We start from the raw sequence: 18258 nt of genomic DNA on the forward strand, positions 1-18258 counted from the left end.
AAAAAATCGAGTTATGAAATTGATTCATTTAGAATGTGTTTTTCTAAATGGTTTCTTTTTTGTATAAATCTTAAGGAATTCTTCATTTTTTTAATATGAAATTATTAAGAAGTTTTCCATATACTGATTGCTAGATGAAATGATGGAGGTCGATATCATTGATAACCGTAAAAAATATTAGTCATACATTTAGAATCGGTAAAAAAGGGAGTGAGAAAAAGGTTCCGGTATTAAAGAATATCTCGTTTACAATTAATAAAGGAGAAATAGCTTCAATTGTTGGAAAAAGTGGCTCTGGCAAATCTACATTACTTAATATTGTTGCAGGATTTCTTAAGCCTGAGCAAGGCTCAATTGAGATGCAAGGGAAAGAAACGACAAACCTATCAGAATCAGACTATGCAAAGTTCCGCTCTGAAAATATGGGTTTTATCTTCCAAAACTTTCAGCTAATGCCGGGTTTAACCGCTTTTGAAAATATTGAATTGCCATTGAAAATCCAAGGAATGGGCAAAAATGCACGATTTAAAACAGTAGAAAAAATCATAAAAAAAGTCGGACTAGATGCTGTCTCAGATCACTACCCAAATGAGTTATCCGGAGGTCAACAACAACGGGTAGCCATAGCTCGAGCGCTTGTAACTAATCCACCAATCATTTTGGCAGATGAGCCAACTGGGAATTTAGATTCCGAAACGGAACAAGAAATTTTAAGTTTAATCAAGCTATTAAACGATACGATGGATATTACATTTATCATTATTACGCATGATGAAGAGGTTGCAAATATTGCACATCAAAAATTCTTGATGCATGATGGTGTATTAAAGGAGGCTATCCCTAGTGCGGTTTAGAGATCAAATAGATTTTGTTAGACAACATATTAAGAAGAATCGAATGCGTATTTTCACTACTATATTAGCAACAACAATGGGATGTGCATTTTTAATTGTCCTAGCTTCTATAGCATTTGGGTTACAAGGATCATTAAAGGATGAAATTTTATCAGATAGTTCTGTGACGAAAATTGAAGTATATAATTCTGATGAAAAAGATATTGACCAAAAGGCAATTAAAGCTATTCCAAATGTTCAGGCACTTGTGGATACAACTCACTTCAATGAGGCTCTTACTACTTATGTTAAATTTGAAAATCGTTCTGGATTTAGTGAAGTGAAATTTAATAATTTTGAAGAACAAAGAAAAGCAAAAGTTAAATTATCTGAAGGGACTTATCCAACCAAAGAAAATGAAATTGTCGTTGGGTATAATCTAGGACAAAACTTAGTAACAAAAGAAGAAAAACAAAATGCTAAAGAGGAACTAGATGAGCAAGAAAAATCGAAAATAGGTTACCACCAATCGTTACTAGGAAAAACAATATCAATTTCCTTCAAACCGGAAAATAGTAAAAAACATACGAAGACAAGAAAATATAAGGTTGTTGGGATAGGGGAGAAACCTTCTAAAGAGTGGGATATGGATTCAAGTATTCAATTAAGCGATACGATGAAATCCGAAATTCTAAAGGATTACAATATAATTGCTGAACAAAAGATGAAAGAACAGGATTTTTACTATGTAAGTTATTATGCTTATGCAACAGATATAGAGGCTGTTAAAGGTATACTAAAAGCTTTAAAAGCAATGGATTTATCTGTCTATTCAGTTACTGAACAATTAGAACAATTAAATGTATTTTTCTTAGCATTAAAAGTAGGACTTATTTTTGTAGGAACAATAGCAGTATTAATAGCCTCCATCGGTATTTTCAATACGATGACAATGGCAGTTACAGAACGTACACGTGAAATAGGAGTGATGAAGGCAATAGGTGCAGGGCCAAAGTTAATTCAGCGATTGTTTGTGATGGAAAGTGCTTATATAGGTATTTTAGGCACAGCAATCGCAATCATTATTTCATATATTATTAGTTTTTTAGCAAACTTTGCATTACCTAAAATTCTAGAAGCGGTTATGCCTGATAGTGGTATTGGAGATGCTGCAATTCGATTTTCGACGATACCATGGGAGCTTGTGGTCATTGCTTCGTTGATTAGTGTGGGAGTTGCAATTATGAGTGGTTGGCGTCCGGCTCGAAAAGCAACCAAGATTGATGTCATTCAAGCATTACATCAAGATTAATATAAATAATTTTTTAAATCCCTGGGGTTCAACATAAGCCTCAGGGATTTAATGTTTTCATTAAAAGTGAGACTACTTCCATACTAGGGTACTGGGACAAATTTGGTTATTTTGAGGAGTTGTTATCCCAACCTAATATTTTTATCACAAATGATCAAATTCTCCTTTTCTAATAATTCCAAAAAAGTTGGAGGGGTTTTAAAGTGTTTAGTTTGTATAGTTTCGATAATCATTAATATTAGTTCTTGTTCTAAATCCTTTCGATTTTGTATATCTGTCTGACATAATTCTTTTTTTATTTTGGGAGTAAGAATCTCAATCACTTCAGATGCATTGAGTTGTAAAATATTCATCGAATCAGTCCTTTTTATTTAACCTTAAAATTTTTTCTATTTTAGTAGAGATATTTTGAATAGTTGTATTTAAAGATTCAAGTCTCTTTTCAAATCGAAGTAACAAGTATATAGATATTACAATAGGAAATCCTGAATTGTTAACCATATTTATTAGATTAGATATGTCAGACATTTATATACCTCCTTATTTTCATCAAAGCACGTTTTTTTTGTTTATAAACAGCCTGTGGTGAAATATTGAGGAGTTGTGCAATCTCTTTGTAGCTAATATCCTTTATAAAAAGAAAATAAAGAATAATCCTTTGCTTCTTTGTTAGTTGATGTATAGCTTGATAAACTTCCTCTTGTTCAATATAATCCTCTAGTTTTTCTGAAGATAGGAGGATATTTGAGTCTGATAAGATCCTTCGATGATTTGATACCTCTTTCACATCCATTAAGTTATAACGCTCAGTTGAATCTAATATTAATGGTTGCATTACTTGTCTCTTTCTAACCTTTTTATCAAAATGTTGGGCGGCAAAATGAATAGATTTTGAGAAATAGGAAATAACTAATATTCTAATATAGTACTGTTTAAATTGTTCTTCTATAATGTTAAGAATTTCTTCATTTTGTGTCTCGATATAAGTGCTAAATAATTCGTAATGATTCCCTTCCTTTAGGAAAGATTTTAAAATAGGATTCTTAATTTGCGCTTTATATTTTAAGTCCATCATTTTCCCCCTTCCTCATCTAATACGCGAATGTATGTTCTTATATTATAAAGGAAGAATGCGAACATTAAAATCAACCCTTTGAAAAATATTGTAAAAAATTATTTAAAATGTTTTAGTTGTAGACTAAGTATGTCCTACATGAAGTTACCTAGCGTATGCTTTTACAAATTTAATGAATTGTTTTACTACTGGTGAAATATACCCTGTGCTGCGCCAAATCATCATCGTTGTGCGAGTGCAAATCGGATGGCTAATCTTAATAGAAGTAACTTTTTCTATGTTAAAGGTTGTAGTACTAGGTACCAATGCAACGCCAAAATTAGCAGCAACAAGATCTACAATCGTTTTTTCATCGATTCCCTCAAAAACTACTTTTGGCTGAAAGTTTGCTTGTTGAAAAATTAGTTCAATGACATCCCTTAAGGCTGTTTCTTCTTTGAAAAAGATAAATGAATCATCAGCTACCTCATCTAAAGTAACATTTTCTCTACCGTTCAACCTGTGATTTTTAGGGACTATTAGCAAAAGTTCTTCTTGTATAATAGGGAGCATTTCTAAACTTTCTTTTTTAGTAGTTGGGGAGCAGAAACCAATATTAATAACTGATGTTTCTACCTGTTCAAGAATTTTACTCGTAATATCTTGATAGAGTTTGAATTGAATATGTGGGTATTGTAATTGAAATGATCGAATAAGTTCTGGGATATAACTTGATCCTAGTGTTTGAATAAACGCTAATTCAATGGTTCCGTGAAAGGGGTCTACTAAGTCATTAATCATCTTTTTGGCTGTCTCAATTTCATAGAGTGCATTACTTGCATGTTCCGAGAATAGCTTTCCATAACGGTTTAACTTAACTCCACGACTTTCTCTTTCAAAAAGAGGAGCGCCAATTTCTTTTTCTAATCGAGCAATAGATCTGCTAAGCGCAGATTGAGATAAGTTTAACTGTTCAGATGCTTTTGTGATGTTTTGTGTTTTGGCTAACGTTAAAAAGTATTGTAATTGATACCATTCCATAGCAAGTCCTCCGTTTGTTTGGTATTACAATTATGCATGGCTACTATGATAAATACAATTATTTATGCATACCTAAATCAGCGTATAATTGGAATATTGCTATTCTTGAGGAGGACTTTTATGGAAAAAGAAAAATTATGGACTAAAGACTTTATAAACATAACAATTATAAGTTTTTTTATTTTTTTAGTGTTTTATGTGCTAATTGCTTCTTTGCCGTTATATTTGGTAGAGAATTTGAATGCAGGTGCTGATAAGGCGGGACTTTTAACTACATTATTCTTAGCGGCTGCAATTGTTATTCGACCACTGGCAGGGAAATGGGTCGAAAAAGGTTCTCAGAAGAAAATTTTAATTTATTCTACAATAGCATTTTGTATCGCTTCGAGTTTATATTTGTTTACAAAATCATTAGGTGCAATTTTAGTTTTGAGAATTTTTCATGGTTTAACATTTGGTATTATTACAACTGTAAAAGGGACAATTAGTGCAGAGTTAATCCCTGCATCTAGACGTGGAGAAGGTGTTAGTTATTTCTCACTTGCTATGGGGGTAGCGATGGTATTTGGCCCAGTAATCGGGTTGAATTTAGCAAATCATAATATGTACACTCTATCTATTATATTGTGTATTATTTTTGCAGCTATTAATATCTTGTTAGCGTTAGTGATAAACGTTCCAAAACTTGAGCCAGTCACTAAAATAGAAAAGAGAGGCTTTTCATGGAATGATATTATGGATGGAAAAACGATTCCATATGCCATCCCAACATTTTTATTAGCTACTTCTTATTCTTGTGTATCGGCATTTTTAGCCATCTATGCGAAAGAACTGAACCTAGTGGCTGCAGCTAGTACATTTTTTATTGTTTATGCAATTTTTATGATAATCTTCCGCCCATTTACAGGTAAATACTCTGATATGTATGGACCGAAAATTATTGTTATTCCTTGTATTTTGATCTTTGCTATTGGGATGTTCATCTTACAATTGCCTCTTACTGGTTTTCTAATGATTATTGCGGGTATTCTAATTGGGATTGGTTATGGTTCAGTTACACCTGTGTTCCAATCTCAGATTATCAGTTCAGTCGAGCGACATCGGGTTGGAATCGCAAACTCTGTATTTTTCAATGCGATGGATTTAGGAATGGCAGTTGGTTCTTTTATTCTTGGAATTGTTGCTTCAAATGCAGGGTATAGCAGAATGTATTTAGTAGCTATGGGAATTATTATCGTAACATTCTTCATTTATATAGGAATTACGAAAGAAAAAAGAAGACAATAGAGTTAACTAATATCTTTTGCATAGTAGTTTCAAGTTTGAATTAAAAGAATTGAAAAGTGTTACATGAAAAGACTGTAAGCAAATTGTATTTTGCTTACAGTCTTTTTTGGAATATGAATGTCAATTTAAATTAGTAAATCTTAGTGGTATTGAACTTCTTTAAGTACGTCAATAGAGTTAATGTCAATACCCATTGCTTTAGCAACGCCTTCACCGTATTTTGGATCTGCTTTATAGCAGTGGATGATGTGACGTTCTTTGATAAAGTTTTCAACGCCTTCCATATTACGAGCAGTATTTTCAAATAGACGTTGTTGTTCATCTGGACTCATGATGTTGAACAATTTTCCTGGTTGTTCAAAGTAGTTATCATCGTCTTCACGGAAATCATAGATATCCGCAGGACCTGCCTCTTCAGATGGATTTTTGTATGCAGGCTGTTCTTGCCATTCACCATAGCTATTTGGCTCATAGTGTAGTGTACTTCCTAGGTTGCCATCTGTACGCATGAAACCATCACGATGGAAATTATGCACGGGGCATTTTGGTGCGTTAACCGGAATTAAAGTGTGATTGACACCTAAACGATAGCGTTGTGCATCAGCATATGCGAATAGACGGGCTTGAAGCATTCTATCTGGTGAAAAGCTAATACCAGGAACTACGTTAGAAGGAGCAAATGCAGCTTGTTCAACTTCAGCAAAGTAGTTTGCAGGGTTACGGTTTAACTCGAATTCACCAACTGGAATTAATGGATAATCTTTTTTATACCAAACTTTTGTTAAATCAAATGGATTATCAGGATGGTTCTTCGCTTGTTCATCTGTCATTACTTGGATGTACATTGTCCATTTAGGGAACTCACCACGCTCGATAGCTTCATATAGATCGCGTTGTGAAGATTCACGGTCTTTCGCGATTACTTCTGCAGCCTCTTCATCGGTTAAGTTTTTGATACCTTGTTGTGTTTTAAAATGGAATTTAACATAAACACGTTCGTTGTCTGCGTTAATCATTGAGTAAGTATGTGATCCAAAGCCGTGCATATGACGATAATCAGTTGGAATACCACGGTCACCCATTACGTAAGTAATTTGGTGTAACGCTTCAGGAAGGTTAGTCCAGAAATCCCAGTTGTTATTAGCAGAGCGCATATTGGTACGTGGATCACGTTTAACAGCATGGTTTAGGTCTGGGAAGTGCATTGCATCACGGAAGAAGAATACAGGAGTATTGTTACCAACTAAGTCCCAGTTACCTTCCTCTGTATAGAATTTTAATGCAAAACCGCGAATATCACGTTCAGCATCTGCAGCACCACGTTCACCGGCGACAGTAGAGAATCGTGCGAACATTGCTGTTTTCTTACCTATTTCAGAGAAAATTTTTGCTTTTGTATATTTAGTAATATCGTGAGTGACTGTGAATGTACCGAAAGCACCTGAACCTTTAGCGTGCATACGGCGTTCTGGAATAACTTCACGATTGAAGTTTGCTAGTTTTTCAATCAACCAAACATCTTGTAAAAGTACAGGACCACGTTTTCCTGCAGTCATAGAGTTTGTGTTACTTACAACAGGAGCCCCAGCGGCAGTAGTTAACTTTTTATTGTTATCCTTTGTCATGAATGAATTCCTCCTTAAAGAAATTGAATTACCTCTTCGAAAACAACTATAACAGATTAACAATTGAAAGTAAATTATAATTATTCTATTTTAGTAATTTTTATTTTAAAATATGATGTATAAATTAAAATAGATTTTACAATGATGCTATAACGATTACTTTTTAACGAATGTATTACAGATAGTTTAAAAATGGTGTTTAAAATAGAAAAAAACGAATAGGAAGATTTGATTACTTTTATCAAATCTTCTCGTTGATAGATAAAATATAATTATAATTGCATATTGTAATAATTATTATTATCATTAAAATTTATGAAATGTTCATAATTGAAAATAATATTCTCGTAAAATACTATGATTTATATCTACTTATTATACGGAGAGAATAGGTATGGAAATGTTGAATTCAGTGATTTAGAAGAAAAGAAATGATTCTTAATTATTTGCCTATACTAAGCAAACAACCTGTAAGAAGGGTAAATGTAGTCTTCTTAAATCGGTATGTAATCTACATATTTTTTCTTCATAATAATTCATTTATGATAGAGCTAATTGAAGTATTTTAATGGGGGGTTCACTAATGCCGATGTTAAATGAGGCAATTGACTTTATCAAGATGTATTATTTAGAAAACAAATTGCCCACGGACCAACTGGAACGACGTCTAAAATACATCAAGCAAGATATTAAGAAGTTTGGCGTTTACACTCATACGACAGATGAACTTGCTTATGGTGCAAAAATAGCTTGGCGAAATAGTAATAAATGCATTGGGCGATTGTTTTGGCAAACACTTCAAGTGAAAGATCAACGTGGGATAAATGATGAAAAAATAATTTTTGAAAAACTTTTAGAGCATATAGAATTTGCAACAAATAACGGAAAAATAAGACCGACTATATCTATCTTTGAATCACAGAAAGTAAGAATATGGAATCATCAATTGATTCGCTATGCTGGTTATGAACAAGATGATGGTTCAGTAATTGGAGATTCTAGTTCGATAGACTTTACAAAAGAATGTATAAAATTAGGATGGCAAGGAAAAGGCGGACAATTTGATGTATTACCAATAGTGATACAAGTTGAAAATCGTAAACCGCAGTTGTTTGAAATTCCGCAAAGATATGTTAAAGAGGTGCAATTGCGACATCCAAATTTCGAATGGTTCGTTGATTTACATTTAAAATGGTATGCTGTACCGATCATTTCAAGTATGAAGTTTGAAATCGGAGGCATTACATATACAGCAGCTCCGTTTAACGGATGGTATATGGGTACGGAAATTGGTGCTCGTAATTTAGCTGATAAAGATCGTTATAATATGTTGCCAATAATTGCTGAAAAAATGGATTTAGATACATCTTCCAATGCTAGTTTATGGCGTGATCGTGCATTAGTAGAACTTAATGTAGCGGTACTTTATTCTTTCAAAGAAGATGGTGTGAGCATTGTTGATCACCATACGGCTGCACAACAATTTAAACGTTTTGAAGTTAATGAAACGTCTGAAAATCGAGATGTGACTGGTAATTGGACATGGTTGATCCCTCCTTTATCTCCTGCAACGACACATATTTTCCACAAGCCATATGATAATACGAAGAAACTACCAGGGTACGCTTATCAAAAGAATCCCTACTAATTAGTAAAAGTTATTGAAAATCGAGCGAAGTTTTGTCGCTCGATTTTTTATCTTTCTTCCATTTATATAACAATGTTTTACACATACTTTGTAAAAATAAAACTCTTTAGTATCTTTAAGAGATAGTAGATTAAATGATTATTGTCTTAGTTGTATTATAATTCCAGTATATTTACGTCTTGTTATTGAATTTACCCTGTATTATAATAGACACGTATTAAAATTATATATTGCATGCCTCATCCAATAGATGAGGTAGAGGTCGCGATATTCATGAGTATGATCGACGAGATGAAAAAGCATTACAGACTCGATTAAAAAAGGGAATATTGCCGAAGTGTTGGTAAGCTTTTTATTGCTAATGCTGGGGCTGCTATCGAAAGGTGCAGAACTGTCACGTCTAAAAAGGCGTGTTGAGCTATCTTTATCAAGGTTGATGGGGAGTTTATATACCATCTCAATTTCCTTGGATGGTATTTTTTATTTGCTTCAAACCGACCTTTCTTGCAATGAAAATCGGAAAGAGGAGAAATATGAGTATAAAAGAGACAAGCTCTAGTGAACAACAGAGCTTAAATAGAGGTCTAAAAAGTCGTCATGTTACTATGATTTCACTCGGAGGAACAATTGGGACAGGATTGTTATTGGCGAGCGGAAATTCTGTTGCTGCTGCTGGACCGGGTGGTGCGCTTTTGGCTTATGGTTTAATCGGTATAATGGTATTTTTCTTAATGACTAGTCTTGGAGAAATGGCAGCGTATATGCCTGTATCAGGGTCATTTAGTACGTATGCTTCAAAATTTATTGATCCATCGTTAGGGTTTGCTCTAGGATGGAACTACTGGTATAACTGGGCCATCACTATTGCAGCAGAAGTTTCAGCTGTTTCAATTGTTATGAAATATTGGTTCCCTGAAACACCTTCATTTATATGGAGTGCAGCCTTTTTAATAATTATTTTTGTCTTAAATTATTTATCTGTTAATAGTTTTGGTGAAAGTGAATATTGGTTTGCGATTATTAAAGTTGCAACGGTTATTATTTTCTTAATCGTAAGCTTTTTAATGATTTTCGGTATTTTAGGTGGAAATGCACCGGTTGGTTTTACGAATTTCTTTAAAGGGGATGCACCATTCCACGGAGGTTTCTTTGCGACATTTGGTATTTTCTTAGCTGCAGGGTTCTCATTCCAAGGAACTGAGTTGCTTGGTATTACTGCTGGGGAAACAAAAAATCCAGACAAAACGATTCCAAAGGCAGTAAAACAAATTTTTTGGCGTATTTTGTTATTCTATATTCTAGCAATATTAGCTATTGGGTTATTGATTCCATATACAGATGCTCGCCTTGCTAATAGCGATGATGTCACTGTTAGCCCATTTACTTTAGTATTTGAAAATGCTGGTATTGCTTTTGCAGCTTCAATTATGAATGCAGTAATTTTAACTGCTATTTTATCAGCCGGTAACTCAGGATTATATGCATCATCCCGTACATTGTGGGAATTAGCGATGGAAGGTAAAGCACCAAGAATTTTCAAAAAGTTAAACAAACGTGGTGTACCAGTTGCAGCACTTATTGCTACATTATTAGTTGCTTGTTTATCTTTCTTAGCATCTTTATTTGGGACAGGTACTGTGTATATTTGGTTATTAAATGCATCGGGGATGTGTGGGTTTATCGCATGGTTAGGTATTGCAGCGAGCCATTACCGCTTCCGCAAAGCGTTTGTTGCACAAGGACATGATCTATCTGAACTACCATACCGTTCGAGATTTTTCCCGTTTGGTCCAATCTTTGCATTTGTAGTATGTATGATTGTTGTATTAGGGCAAAATTATACAGCATTTACAGGTGGTCATATTGATTGGTATGGAATATTAGTATCTTATATTGGCTTGCCAATTTTCTTTATCCTTTGGTTTGGATACAAATGGAAACATAAAACTAAAATTGTTCGTTTAGAGGAAGCAGATTTTTCAACTGATCGACCTATTCAATAAAAATATTGCTAATCTATTTCTGGAGAAAGTCCTAAATAGATTAGCTTTTTTAATTTATTATTTTTGATTTGTAATGGCGTTTCAAAAGTGTATTATACCCAAACGGACGAATAATAGAGAGTATATTTTTTAGAACGTTCGTGTAAATAGATTGAAATTTATTATATTTGAAAGAATGTTATTAAAAAATGCACATTTTAAATTATCTGAATTATTTTACATTTTAACATTCCGTTGAATTTTACTTATAGCATGCTATAATTGTGACATTCTCAAATTATAAAACTAAATATTAATCGCTCATATAATAGCAAGAATAAGGCTTGCGAGTTTCTACCAGTTCACCGTAAATGAATTGACTATGAGAAGCAAATATAATAGTAAATAGTTTACTTAGTCAGTATTCTTTTTCCTATTACTTTCGATTTTATAACTCGAAGGACTTGCTCGCTCATAGATTTGTGAGTGTACAAGTTCTTCGAGTTTTTTATTTGAAAACGGGATACGACATATAAAATACGAAGAACTCAATCTAGAAGGGAGATCCTAAGTTTTGAAACTACTTCAGGATAAAATCATAAGTGAAGGTAAAGTCTTATCAGGAGACGTATTAAAAGTAGATTCATTTTTGAATCATCAAATTGATCCACATCTTATGCAAGCAATTGGGCAAGAGTTTGCTAATCGATATAAAGATGCTGGGCTAACAAAAATTCTTACTATAGAATCTTCAGGAATTGCTCCAGCTGTAATGGCGGGACTCATATTAGGGATTCCGGTTGTGTTCGCTCGTAAGCGCAAGTCAGTAACATTAACAGATAACTTCTATTCTGCAGATGTTTACTCGTTTACGAAAAAAGTAACAAATACGATCTCTGTTTCAAAAGATTATATCGATAAAGATGATGTTCTATTAGTTATTGATGATTTCTTAGCTAATGGGGAAGCAGCAAAAGGCTTAATCAATATTGCTAAACAAGCTGAGGCTACTATAAGCGGCATTGGCATTGTCATAGAAAAAGGTTTCCAACCAGGTGGTCAATATTTACGAGACCTAGGTTATCGAGTTGATTCATTGGCTATTATTTCTTCATTAGAAAATGGCAAAGTACAATTTGCTTAGGAGGCAACTGATCAGATGAACAAGGTAAAACTTGCAACACTTGGAATTCAGCATTTACTAGCAATGTATGCAGGAGCAATTTTAGTACCATTAATCATTGGGGGAGCACTGAAGTTTGATTCTACTCAGTTAACGTATTTAGTATCTATTGACATTATGATGTGTGGTATAGCTACATTATTACAAGTTATGCGTGGTAAAGTAATTGGAATCGGATTACCTTTAGTTCTCGGATGTACATTTACAGCTGTAACACCAATCATTGGAATTGGTGCGAAATATGGCATAGGTTCTATCTATGGTGCAGTAATTGCATCTGGTTTAATTGTTGTTCTTATTTCAGGCATTTTTGGTAAACTCGTAAAGTTCTTCCCACCTATCGTTACAGGTTCAGTAGTAACAATCATTGGGATTACGTTAATACCGGTTGCTGTTAATAATGCTGGTGGTGGTCAAGGAGCTGCTGATTTCGGTTCAGTTTCTAACATTTCGCTTGCTTTTGGCACATTAATAGCAATTATTTTGTTGTATCGTTTTACAAAAGGATTTGTTCGTTCAATTGCTATTCTAATTGGTTTAGTGTTAGGGACTATTGCCGCTGCTTTTGTTGGTAAGGTAGATTTTTCACCAGTAGCAGACGCTGCATGGGGACAAATTGTAACACCTTTCTACTTTGCAACACCAGAATTTCATGTACAACCAATTATCATTATGACACTTGTTGCGATTGTGTCTCTTGTTGAATCAACAGGTTCTTATTTTGCACTAAGTAATATGACAAATACACCAATCGATGATAAAGCACTTGCGCGTGGATATCGCTCAGAAGGCTTAGCTTCTATTATAGGTGGTATTTTCAACTCATTCCCGTACACAGCATTTTCTCAAAATGTAGGTTTAATGCAAATGACAGGTGTCAAAAATCGATCTGTTATCTTCATCACAGGTATTTTACTAGTATCGCTAGGTTTCTTACCTAAAATTGCCGCTCTAACAACAATTATCCCTACCGCTGTCCTTGGTGGTGCGATGATTGCAATGTTCGGCATGGTTATTTCTCAAGGAATTAAAATGTTAGGTGCTGCAGTAGGGGGCTCTGAAGGAAATGCAATGATTATCGCTTGCTCTATTGGTATGGGACTTGGAGTAACAGTTGTTCCAGATATCTTCAAAGTACTTCCTGAAACTGTTCGTATTTTAACAAGTAATGGTATTGTAGCAGGTAGTGTAACAGCTATTGCATTAAATATCATTTTCAACATGATTCCGTGGAGACGTGATGTACAGGTAGAGCCTGTGAAAATGGAAGAAATGAAAGAAGTAAAAACGAAGCTAACTGAAAAGCATGCTTAATTTATAGAAAATGTAGCCCCATCCAAATCGGATGGGGCTTTTTGAATTTAAAAAACGATTCTAAAAAGATATTCATCACTTTTAGAATCGTTTTTCTTTTGTAAGTATTCTATTAAACAAGTGCTTGTTCTTTTTCTAATGCTTTCCCTAAGAAAGTAGCGAGCTCTAGCATTCCGTATTTCCCAGCTTTAGCTTCTGCATCGCTATTGTAATTCGTATTTGTATTGATATCGTAAGTATAAACGATGCCGTTTTCATCTTTGATAAATTCGATTCCTGCAACTGTAATATTTTGTGCTTTTAAGAATTCTTCATAAGATTTGATTTGTTCTAAATCTAATACAGAGTCATCAACGATTTGGAACTTAGGTTTTTCTTCAACTTCCTCACCGACTGGGCAGAATAGGTCGTTGATTTGGCATGCGTCTGCTGGGCATAGTTCGAAACCTTTTGAGGTATCAACTTGAACGGCATAAACAAATTTTGCACCAACAAATTCAGCACGAGTGATAAATGATTCGGGAGATTTAATATATTGTTGGATTAGAGTAATTCCGTCAACAGGTTCTTCGTAAAGAGGACCATTCACATAAGCTTCTAAAGCTTCAATAGAGTTGAATAATTGAACGCCGAGTCCTTTACCGGCGCGGTTATGTTTTGTGATAAATGAAGGTGTGTTTAACTTTTTAGCAGCTTCAATTATTTGTTTTTTTCCAACAGCTGCGATTGTTTTAGGTGTACGAATGCCTGCTTTTTCTAAAGCTAAGTATTGATTTACTTTACTTAATTCTAGCTTAAGTGCGTCTGTTCCGTTAAATACTGTACGGCCGTGGAATTCTAACCATGCAAGTACAGCATTAGATAATTCCGGAGCGAATCGATGATCACGTGTATGTGATGAGGCACTCATACGGCTGTAAAATACGCCTTCAGGTGGCACAGAACTTAAATCTACTGTACCTTGATCTAAAAACCATTCTTCATATGGAATATTTAATTCATTTAATCGTTTTGTTAAATGATCTGTCCACTCGCTATTTTCATGAATAATATAAACTTTTGACATTATTTTGCCGCCTCCACTTTTTCTTTTCTAAGTTGTTCTACTAATGGCATTACTTTTTCAGCAAAAATCTTCATTTCTTCTAGTTGTGGCGAAAATTGAAGGATTAATAGATTTAAGCCAACTTCTTCATAAGCAAGAATACGTTTCGCAATTTGCTTAGGTGTACCAATTAGGTTTGGACGGAGACCGCGATTTGAGACACAGTAGTCTTCTTTACTAACTTTTACATTTAGTTGAGATTTGCCGACAAAATCTTTGTATCCCGCATAAGCTTTACTTTCAGGATTCATCGTAGTGATGCGTTGTAATTCAGCTTGCACTTTTTCTTCTGTATCACGGCAAATGATGTAAGCAGCCATACCAAATGTGTCGAAATCAGGTTTTCCAAGTTCTTGGCGGCGTCCATTCATTTCCTTAATCTTTGATTCAATCTCTTCTATAGTGCCACCATGCATCACATAAGAATCACATGTTTTTGCAATTGTTTGTTTACCTGTTTCCGATTCTCCGCCTGCAAATATAGGGATATGGTTGTTTCTCACTGGTTTTGGCACTAGATAAGTATTTTCAAATTCATAGTAATCACCTTTAAATGATGCAGGTGTTTTAGTAAATAATTCTTCTAGTGCAGCCAAAAATTCTTCTGTACGAGCGTATCGCGAATCGTGAGCAGTGAAAGCACCCCCGTATTGACGAGCTTCTTCTTCCCACCAAGCAGAAACGACATTTAATGCAAGGCGCCCATTGCTGATTTGATCTATATTAGAGGCCATTTTCCCAAAAGTTTGTGGGTTGTAATAGCCTGGACGAATAGCTGTAAGAATGTTTAGTTTTTCTGTGACTGCTGCTATTGCTGCAGTAGTTGACCATGCATCTAATGCAGGTTCTTCAATGCCTTTAATATCATTTAAAAAAAGTTCAGCAATTAGTGTCATATCATAGCCGAGTTGTTCAGCTTGCTGTGCCACTTTTTTCACATAATCAAATGTAGCTGGCATTTGATTGTGTTCATCTTCTATATTTCTTAACCATCCACCATAAAGAGGAGACCAATATCCATACTTCATATCCCTGAAACCGCCCTTCAAATTAAATTTAAAATAGTCTGACTATTTGTTGCGCTTATCGTAACATAAATTATATTGATAAACAATATAATTTGTATAAAACATAGTTGACAAATAGGTTTTTAAATATTAAATTTAATTCAGAAAATTTAAATTATTTTATATTGTGATCTAGTTGTATTCAGGGCGAAGAAAATTGATGAAAGTATAAAATGACTGAATCAGGAGGTAAATATAGATGACTTTACAATTTGCCTATTGGGCACCCAATGTAAGCGGAGGACTTGTGGTTTCGAATCTTCCTCAGAAAACAGGTTGGAATTTTGAGGACAATAAACGTTATGCGCAAATTGCGGAAAATATAGGGTTTGACTATGTATTACTACAGACCCGTTTCTTATCTAGTTATGGTGCGGAAAATCAATTAGAGGCCGCAACATTGGCTTCTGCTTTAGCGGCTACAACAGAGCGTTTGAACATTATTACGGCTGTTCTTCCTGGATTATGGCAACCTGCTGTTTTTGCTAAGATGATGGCAACGATTGATCAGATTAGTGGTGGTCGTGCTTCAGTGAATGTAGTAAGTGGTTGGTTAAAAGATGAGTTTACTAGCTATGGCGAATATTGGCTAGATCATGATGAACGTTATCGTCGGTCAGAGGAATTTATCGAAGTATTAAAACTTCTGTGGAACGAACCAAAAGCGAATTATCATGGAAACTTTTATCGTTTAAATGATGCAACGTTAGAGCCAAAACCTATTAACCCAATTACAGTCTTTCAAGGAGGGCTATCACGTGCTGCTAAAGAAATGGGGGGGCGTGTTTCAGATGTTTTCTTTATGAATGGAAATACATTAGATGCTTTGAAAGAAACAATTGAAGAAGTGAAAAGACTTCGTAAAGAAAATGGTCAAGGCCCAATTCGATTTGGAGTGAATGGTTTTGCAATTGTACGTGACACGGAAGTGGAGGCACAACAAGTGCTCCGTGATATCGTATCTAATGCGAATACAGAAGCGGTTAAGGGTTTTAAAAAGTCAGTACAAAAAGCGGGAGCCTCTTCACCAGAAGGTAAGGGGATGTGGGCAGATGCTTCTCTTGAAGACCTTGTACAATATAATGAAGGATTTAAAACAGGTTTAATCGGTACGCCTGAACAAGTTGCAAATCGTATAATTGAGTTGAAGAAAATTGGCGTAGATATTGTCCTGACGGGATTCTTACATTATGAAGAAGAACTAAAGGCATTCGGAGAAAAAGTTATTCCTCTGGTACGTGAAAAAGAAGTATCATTAAATATAGTAAATGCCTAAGTATAAATATTGACAGATAAAACAGGGTTCAAAGGAATAGAGAGTTTGAACCCTGTTTTTAATGATCTTAGCATTTGTATTAGCCACGTGACTTGATTTGCTCCTGCGATTACTCGTCGCAGAAATTATTGCTCCTGCGATTACTCGTCGCAGAAAATTTTTATTGCTCCCAGTTTTTCATTTGTTCTTCTTCAGCGATTGCTTGTAAATCATACGCATCAATTAGGAAAATCTCATATTCATATTTGTCGGCATATTGCTCGGCTAGTTTTTTTATATATTTTGGAGAGCCTTCATTTTCTTCATCATAGACTATTAAGATCCCGTCCGAATTTTTCAAAAAGAATTTATTTTTTTCGATAAACTGCCAAGGTGCTTCGTATGGACGTTTTGTTAGACTTGTTACAAAGTCAGCTTGCGCCAGAATCATTTCATACTTTTCTTGTTTAACTTCGTTCCAATTCTTTTCTTGATCTAAAAAAGGCGTGATGATTGCATATTTTAAATCGGGATATTCCATCTGCAAATCCATAACAACTTCAGCAGCCCAAGTTTCGACCCCGAGCTGCCCACTTAAAACTACCCACTCAAGTCCATCCTCAATAAACGATATTAAACGGTCTTGCAATGCTTTTTTGATGATTGCAAGACCGGGATGTTTATCGTTGAAAATGCCAAGTTCATGTGCTTTGTATCCAGTTATCACAAGTCGTTTTAGCATATTAACCTCCTAAGTTTTATATAGTATATACCTATCTATTATGAATAATTTCTTATTTAAGGTCTTTATCTTTATCAAGGATAACATTGAAAATTATTACACTGTTTTATACGATTGTGTCCCGTTAGAGTATTGAAATGTACTGGACTCTATAGAAGAGATTCAACACAATAATATAAAAAACCGATTTCTATAGAAACCGGTTGACTGAAATAAATATAGAAACAGTTTTGCTGCTATACAATCTCTTGCTTTAAATGACCTAAGTGCAAGAACATTGATACAAGCAACAATTTCCACCATTCATTTTACAATAGCTGTTTTCTGTTTACAATGGATTGAATACGGGTCGAAAGAGTATTAACCCAGCCTAGAGTGCAGTTGATTAATAAAATTAGTTTATGAGATTTCTTTTTGTTTTGTTCAGTGACAATATAGGTATCCGTTATTCTCTGCGTTAAATATAGTTAATCGAACAATATATAATAAAAAATGAAATTATATTATATAGAAGATAATTTTATATTTATAAAAGTCTACTATTAATTTCATAAAAAGTATTGACGGATATAAATCATACATGTTAATATAGTCAAGTCGCTAAAACAAATATTAATTCTGTGTTGTATAATTAATATTATTCATTGACAATAACTAAATAAAGTGATATACTTATTGAGTTGCTGTTAAATGAAACGAACATAAAACAACTTTTAAAAAGTTGTTGACATCGTAAATAAGATTTGATATAATAATCAAGTCGTTAAAACAAGCGACGCAATATGAACCTTGAAAACTGAACAAGCAAGA

At 34.2% G+C, this 18258-nt stretch carries 16 protein-coding genes and 2 riboswitches; of the genes, 8 read left to right on the forward strand and 8 right to left on the reverse strand.

The window, feature by feature from the left end; all coding sequences use genetic code 11:
* Positions 1 to 158 precede the first annotated feature (158 nt).
* Complete coding sequence (locus tag CW357_RS15995; RefSeq protein WP_119416953.1) at positions 159 to 854, forward strand: ABC transporter ATP-binding protein; 696 nt, start codon at positions 159 to 161, stop codon at positions 852 to 854.
* On the forward strand, positions 844 to 2145 hold the full coding sequence (locus CW357_RS16000) for an ABC transporter permease (RefSeq protein ID WP_119416954.1): 1302 nt from the start codon (positions 844 to 846) through the stop codon (positions 2143 to 2145). Before CW357_RS15995 ends, CW357_RS16000 begins: the two co-directional genes overlap by 11 nt.
* 122 nt (positions 2146 to 2267) lie before the next feature.
* On the opposite strand, the gene CW357_RS16005 is transcribed toward CW357_RS16000, so the two are convergent.
* The 4 genes from CW357_RS16005 to CW357_RS16020 form a co-directional block, all read right to left on the reverse strand.
* Positions 2268 to 2498, reverse strand: a complete 231-nt coding sequence (locus CW357_RS16005; RefSeq protein WP_119416955.1) for a hypothetical protein — start codon at positions 2496 to 2498, stop codon at positions 2268 to 2270.
* 4 nt (positions 2499 to 2502) lie between these two features.
* Positions 2503 to 2673 (reverse strand): YvrJ family protein, encoded by a 171-nt coding sequence (locus tag CW357_RS16010; RefSeq protein ID WP_199670774.1) that lies wholly within the window; start codon positions 2671 to 2673, stop codon positions 2503 to 2505.
* Positions 2666 to 3217, reverse strand: coding sequence for an RNA polymerase sigma factor (locus CW357_RS16015; protein ID WP_158582404.1), 552 nt, complete (start codon positions 3215 to 3217; stop codon positions 2666 to 2668). The genes CW357_RS16010 and CW357_RS16015 overlap by 8 nt, the downstream gene beginning before the upstream one ends.
* Positions 3218 to 3364: 147 nt before the next feature.
* Positions 3365 to 4240 carry a LysR family transcriptional regulator gene (locus tag CW357_RS16020; protein WP_119416957.1) on the reverse strand — a complete coding sequence of 292 codons (876 nt, stop codon included), beginning with the start codon at positions 4238 to 4240 and terminating at the stop codon, positions 3365 to 3367.
* A gap of 120 nt (positions 4241 to 4360) precedes the next feature.
* Here CW357_RS16020 and CW357_RS16025 point away from each other — a divergent pair, with 120 nt between their 5' ends.
* Positions 4361 to 5527: an MFS transporter gene (locus CW357_RS16025; protein WP_371684345.1), complete on the forward strand. Its 1167-nt coding sequence runs from the start codon at positions 4361 to 4363 to the stop codon at positions 5525 to 5527.
* 140 nt (positions 5528 to 5667) lie between these two features.
* Here the strand turns inward: CW357_RS16025 and CW357_RS16030 are convergent, their stop codons facing one another.
* Positions 5668 to 7152 carry a catalase gene (locus CW357_RS16030; protein ID WP_119416959.1) on the reverse strand — a complete coding sequence of 495 codons (1485 nt, stop codon included), beginning with the start codon at positions 7150 to 7152 and terminating at the stop codon, positions 5668 to 5670.
* A 583-nt stretch (positions 7153 to 7735) separates the two neighbouring features.
* Here CW357_RS16030 and CW357_RS16035 point away from each other — a divergent pair.
* From CW357_RS16035 to CW357_RS16050, 4 genes are all read left to right on the forward strand, one after another.
* Positions 7736 to 8800 (forward strand): nitric oxide synthase oxygenase, encoded by a 1065-nt coding sequence (locus CW357_RS16035; protein ID WP_369973819.1) that lies wholly within the window; start codon positions 7736 to 7738, stop codon positions 8798 to 8800.
* Positions 8801 to 9048: 248 nt separating this feature from the next.
* Positions 9049 to 9229, forward strand: a riboswitch (Lysine riboswitch).
* Between the two features lie 104 nt (positions 9230 to 9333).
* On the forward strand, positions 9334 to 10803 hold the full coding sequence (locus CW357_RS16040; RefSeq protein ID WP_119416960.1) for an amino acid permease: 1470 nt from the start codon (positions 9334 to 9336) through the stop codon (positions 10801 to 10803).
* A gap of 280 nt (positions 10804 to 11083) precedes the next feature.
* A riboswitch (purine riboswitch) is annotated at positions 11084 to 11185 on the forward strand.
* Positions 11186 to 11356: 171 nt separating this feature from the next.
* Positions 11357 to 11926: a xanthine phosphoribosyltransferase gene (locus tag CW357_RS16045; protein ID WP_119416961.1), complete on the forward strand. Its 570-nt coding sequence runs from the start codon at positions 11357 to 11359 to the stop codon at positions 11924 to 11926.
* 15 nt (positions 11927 to 11941) lie between these two features.
* Complete coding sequence (locus CW357_RS16050) at positions 11942 to 13279, forward strand: nucleobase:cation symporter-2 family protein (RefSeq protein ID WP_124218587.1); 1338 nt, start codon at positions 11942 to 11944, stop codon at positions 13277 to 13279.
* A 112-nt stretch (positions 13280 to 13391) separates the two neighbouring features.
* Here the strand turns inward: CW357_RS16050 and CW357_RS16055 are convergent, their stop codons facing one another.
* Positions 13392 to 14345 (reverse strand): ATP-grasp domain-containing protein, encoded by a 954-nt coding sequence (locus CW357_RS16055; protein WP_119416963.1) that lies wholly within the window; start codon positions 14343 to 14345, stop codon positions 13392 to 13394.
* Positions 14345 to 15412 (reverse strand): LLM class flavin-dependent oxidoreductase, encoded by a 1068-nt coding sequence (locus tag CW357_RS16060; RefSeq protein ID WP_119416964.1) that lies wholly within the window; start codon positions 15410 to 15412, stop codon positions 14345 to 14347. Before CW357_RS16060 ends, CW357_RS16055 begins: the two co-directional genes overlap by 1 nt.
* 238 nt (positions 15413 to 15650) lie before the next feature.
* Between CW357_RS16060 and sfnG the strand changes: the two genes are divergently transcribed.
* Entirely contained in the window at positions 15651 to 16727 is a 1077-nt protein-coding gene (gene sfnG, locus CW357_RS16065; protein WP_119416965.1) for a dimethylsulfone monooxygenase SfnG, read from the forward strand.
* A 160-nt stretch (positions 16728 to 16887) separates the two neighbouring features.
* On the opposite strand, the gene CW357_RS16070 is transcribed toward sfnG, so the two are convergent.
* A complete protein-coding gene (locus tag CW357_RS16070; protein ID WP_124218588.1) occupies positions 16888 to 17448 on the reverse strand; it encodes an SLOG family protein in 561 nt (186 codons plus the stop codon).
* Positions 17449 to 18258: the final 810 nt, after the last annotated feature.

It is taken from the genome of Rummeliibacillus sp. TYF005, from assembly GCF_003844195.1.
Classification (GTDB): domain Bacteria; phylum Bacillota; class Bacilli; order Bacillales_A; family Planococcaceae; genus Rummeliibacillus.

What these genes read in the sequence shown, in the direction of transcription:
- CW357_RS16055 (WP_119416963.1), bottom strand. Translation starts at nt 14,345, where the DNA reads ATGTCAAAAGTTTATATTATTCATGAAAATAGCGAGTGGACAGATCAT.
- CW357_RS16025 (WP_371684345.1), top strand. Translation starts at nt 4,361, where the DNA reads ATGGAAAAAGAAAAATTATGGACTAAAGACTTTATAAACATAACAATT.
- CW357_RS16005 (WP_119416955.1), bottom strand. Translation starts at nt 2,498, where the DNA reads ATGAATATTTTACAACTCAATGCATCTGAAGTGATTGAGATTCTTACT.
- CW357_RS16015 (WP_158582404.1), bottom strand. Translation starts at nt 3,217, where the DNA reads ATGGACTTAAAATATAAAGCGCAAATTAAGAATCCTATTTTAAAATCT.
- CW357_RS16020 (WP_119416957.1), bottom strand. Translation starts at nt 4,240, where the DNA reads ATGGAATGGTATCAATTACAATACTTTTTAACGTTAGCCAAAACACAA.
- CW357_RS16060 (WP_119416964.1), bottom strand. Translation starts at nt 15,412, where the DNA reads ATGAAGTATGGATATTGGTCTCCTCTTTATGGTGGATGGTTAAGAAAT.
- CW357_RS16010 (WP_199670774.1), bottom strand. Translation starts at nt 2,673, where the DNA reads ATGTCTGACATATCTAATCTAATAAATATGGTTAACAATTCAGGATTT.
- CW357_RS16040 (WP_119416960.1), top strand. Translation starts at nt 9,334, where the DNA reads ATGAGTATAAAAGAGACAAGCTCTAGTGAACAACAGAGCTTAAATAGA.
- CW357_RS16030 (WP_119416959.1), bottom strand. Translation starts at nt 7,152, where the DNA reads ATGACAAAGGATAACAATAAAAAGTTAACTACTGCCGCTGGGGCTCCT.
- sfnG (WP_119416965.1), top strand. Translation starts at nt 15,651, where the DNA reads ATGACTTTACAATTTGCCTATTGGGCACCCAATGTAAGCGGAGGACTT.
- CW357_RS16035 (WP_369973819.1), top strand. Translation starts at nt 7,736, where the DNA reads ATGCCGATGTTAAATGAGGCAATTGACTTTATCAAGATGTATTATTTA.
- CW357_RS16050 (WP_124218587.1), top strand. Translation starts at nt 11,942, where the DNA reads ATGAACAAGGTAAAACTTGCAACACTTGGAATTCAGCATTTACTAGCA.
- CW357_RS16070 (WP_124218588.1), bottom strand. Translation starts at nt 17,448, where the DNA reads ATGCTAAAACGACTTGTGATAACTGGATACAAAGCACATGAACTTGGC.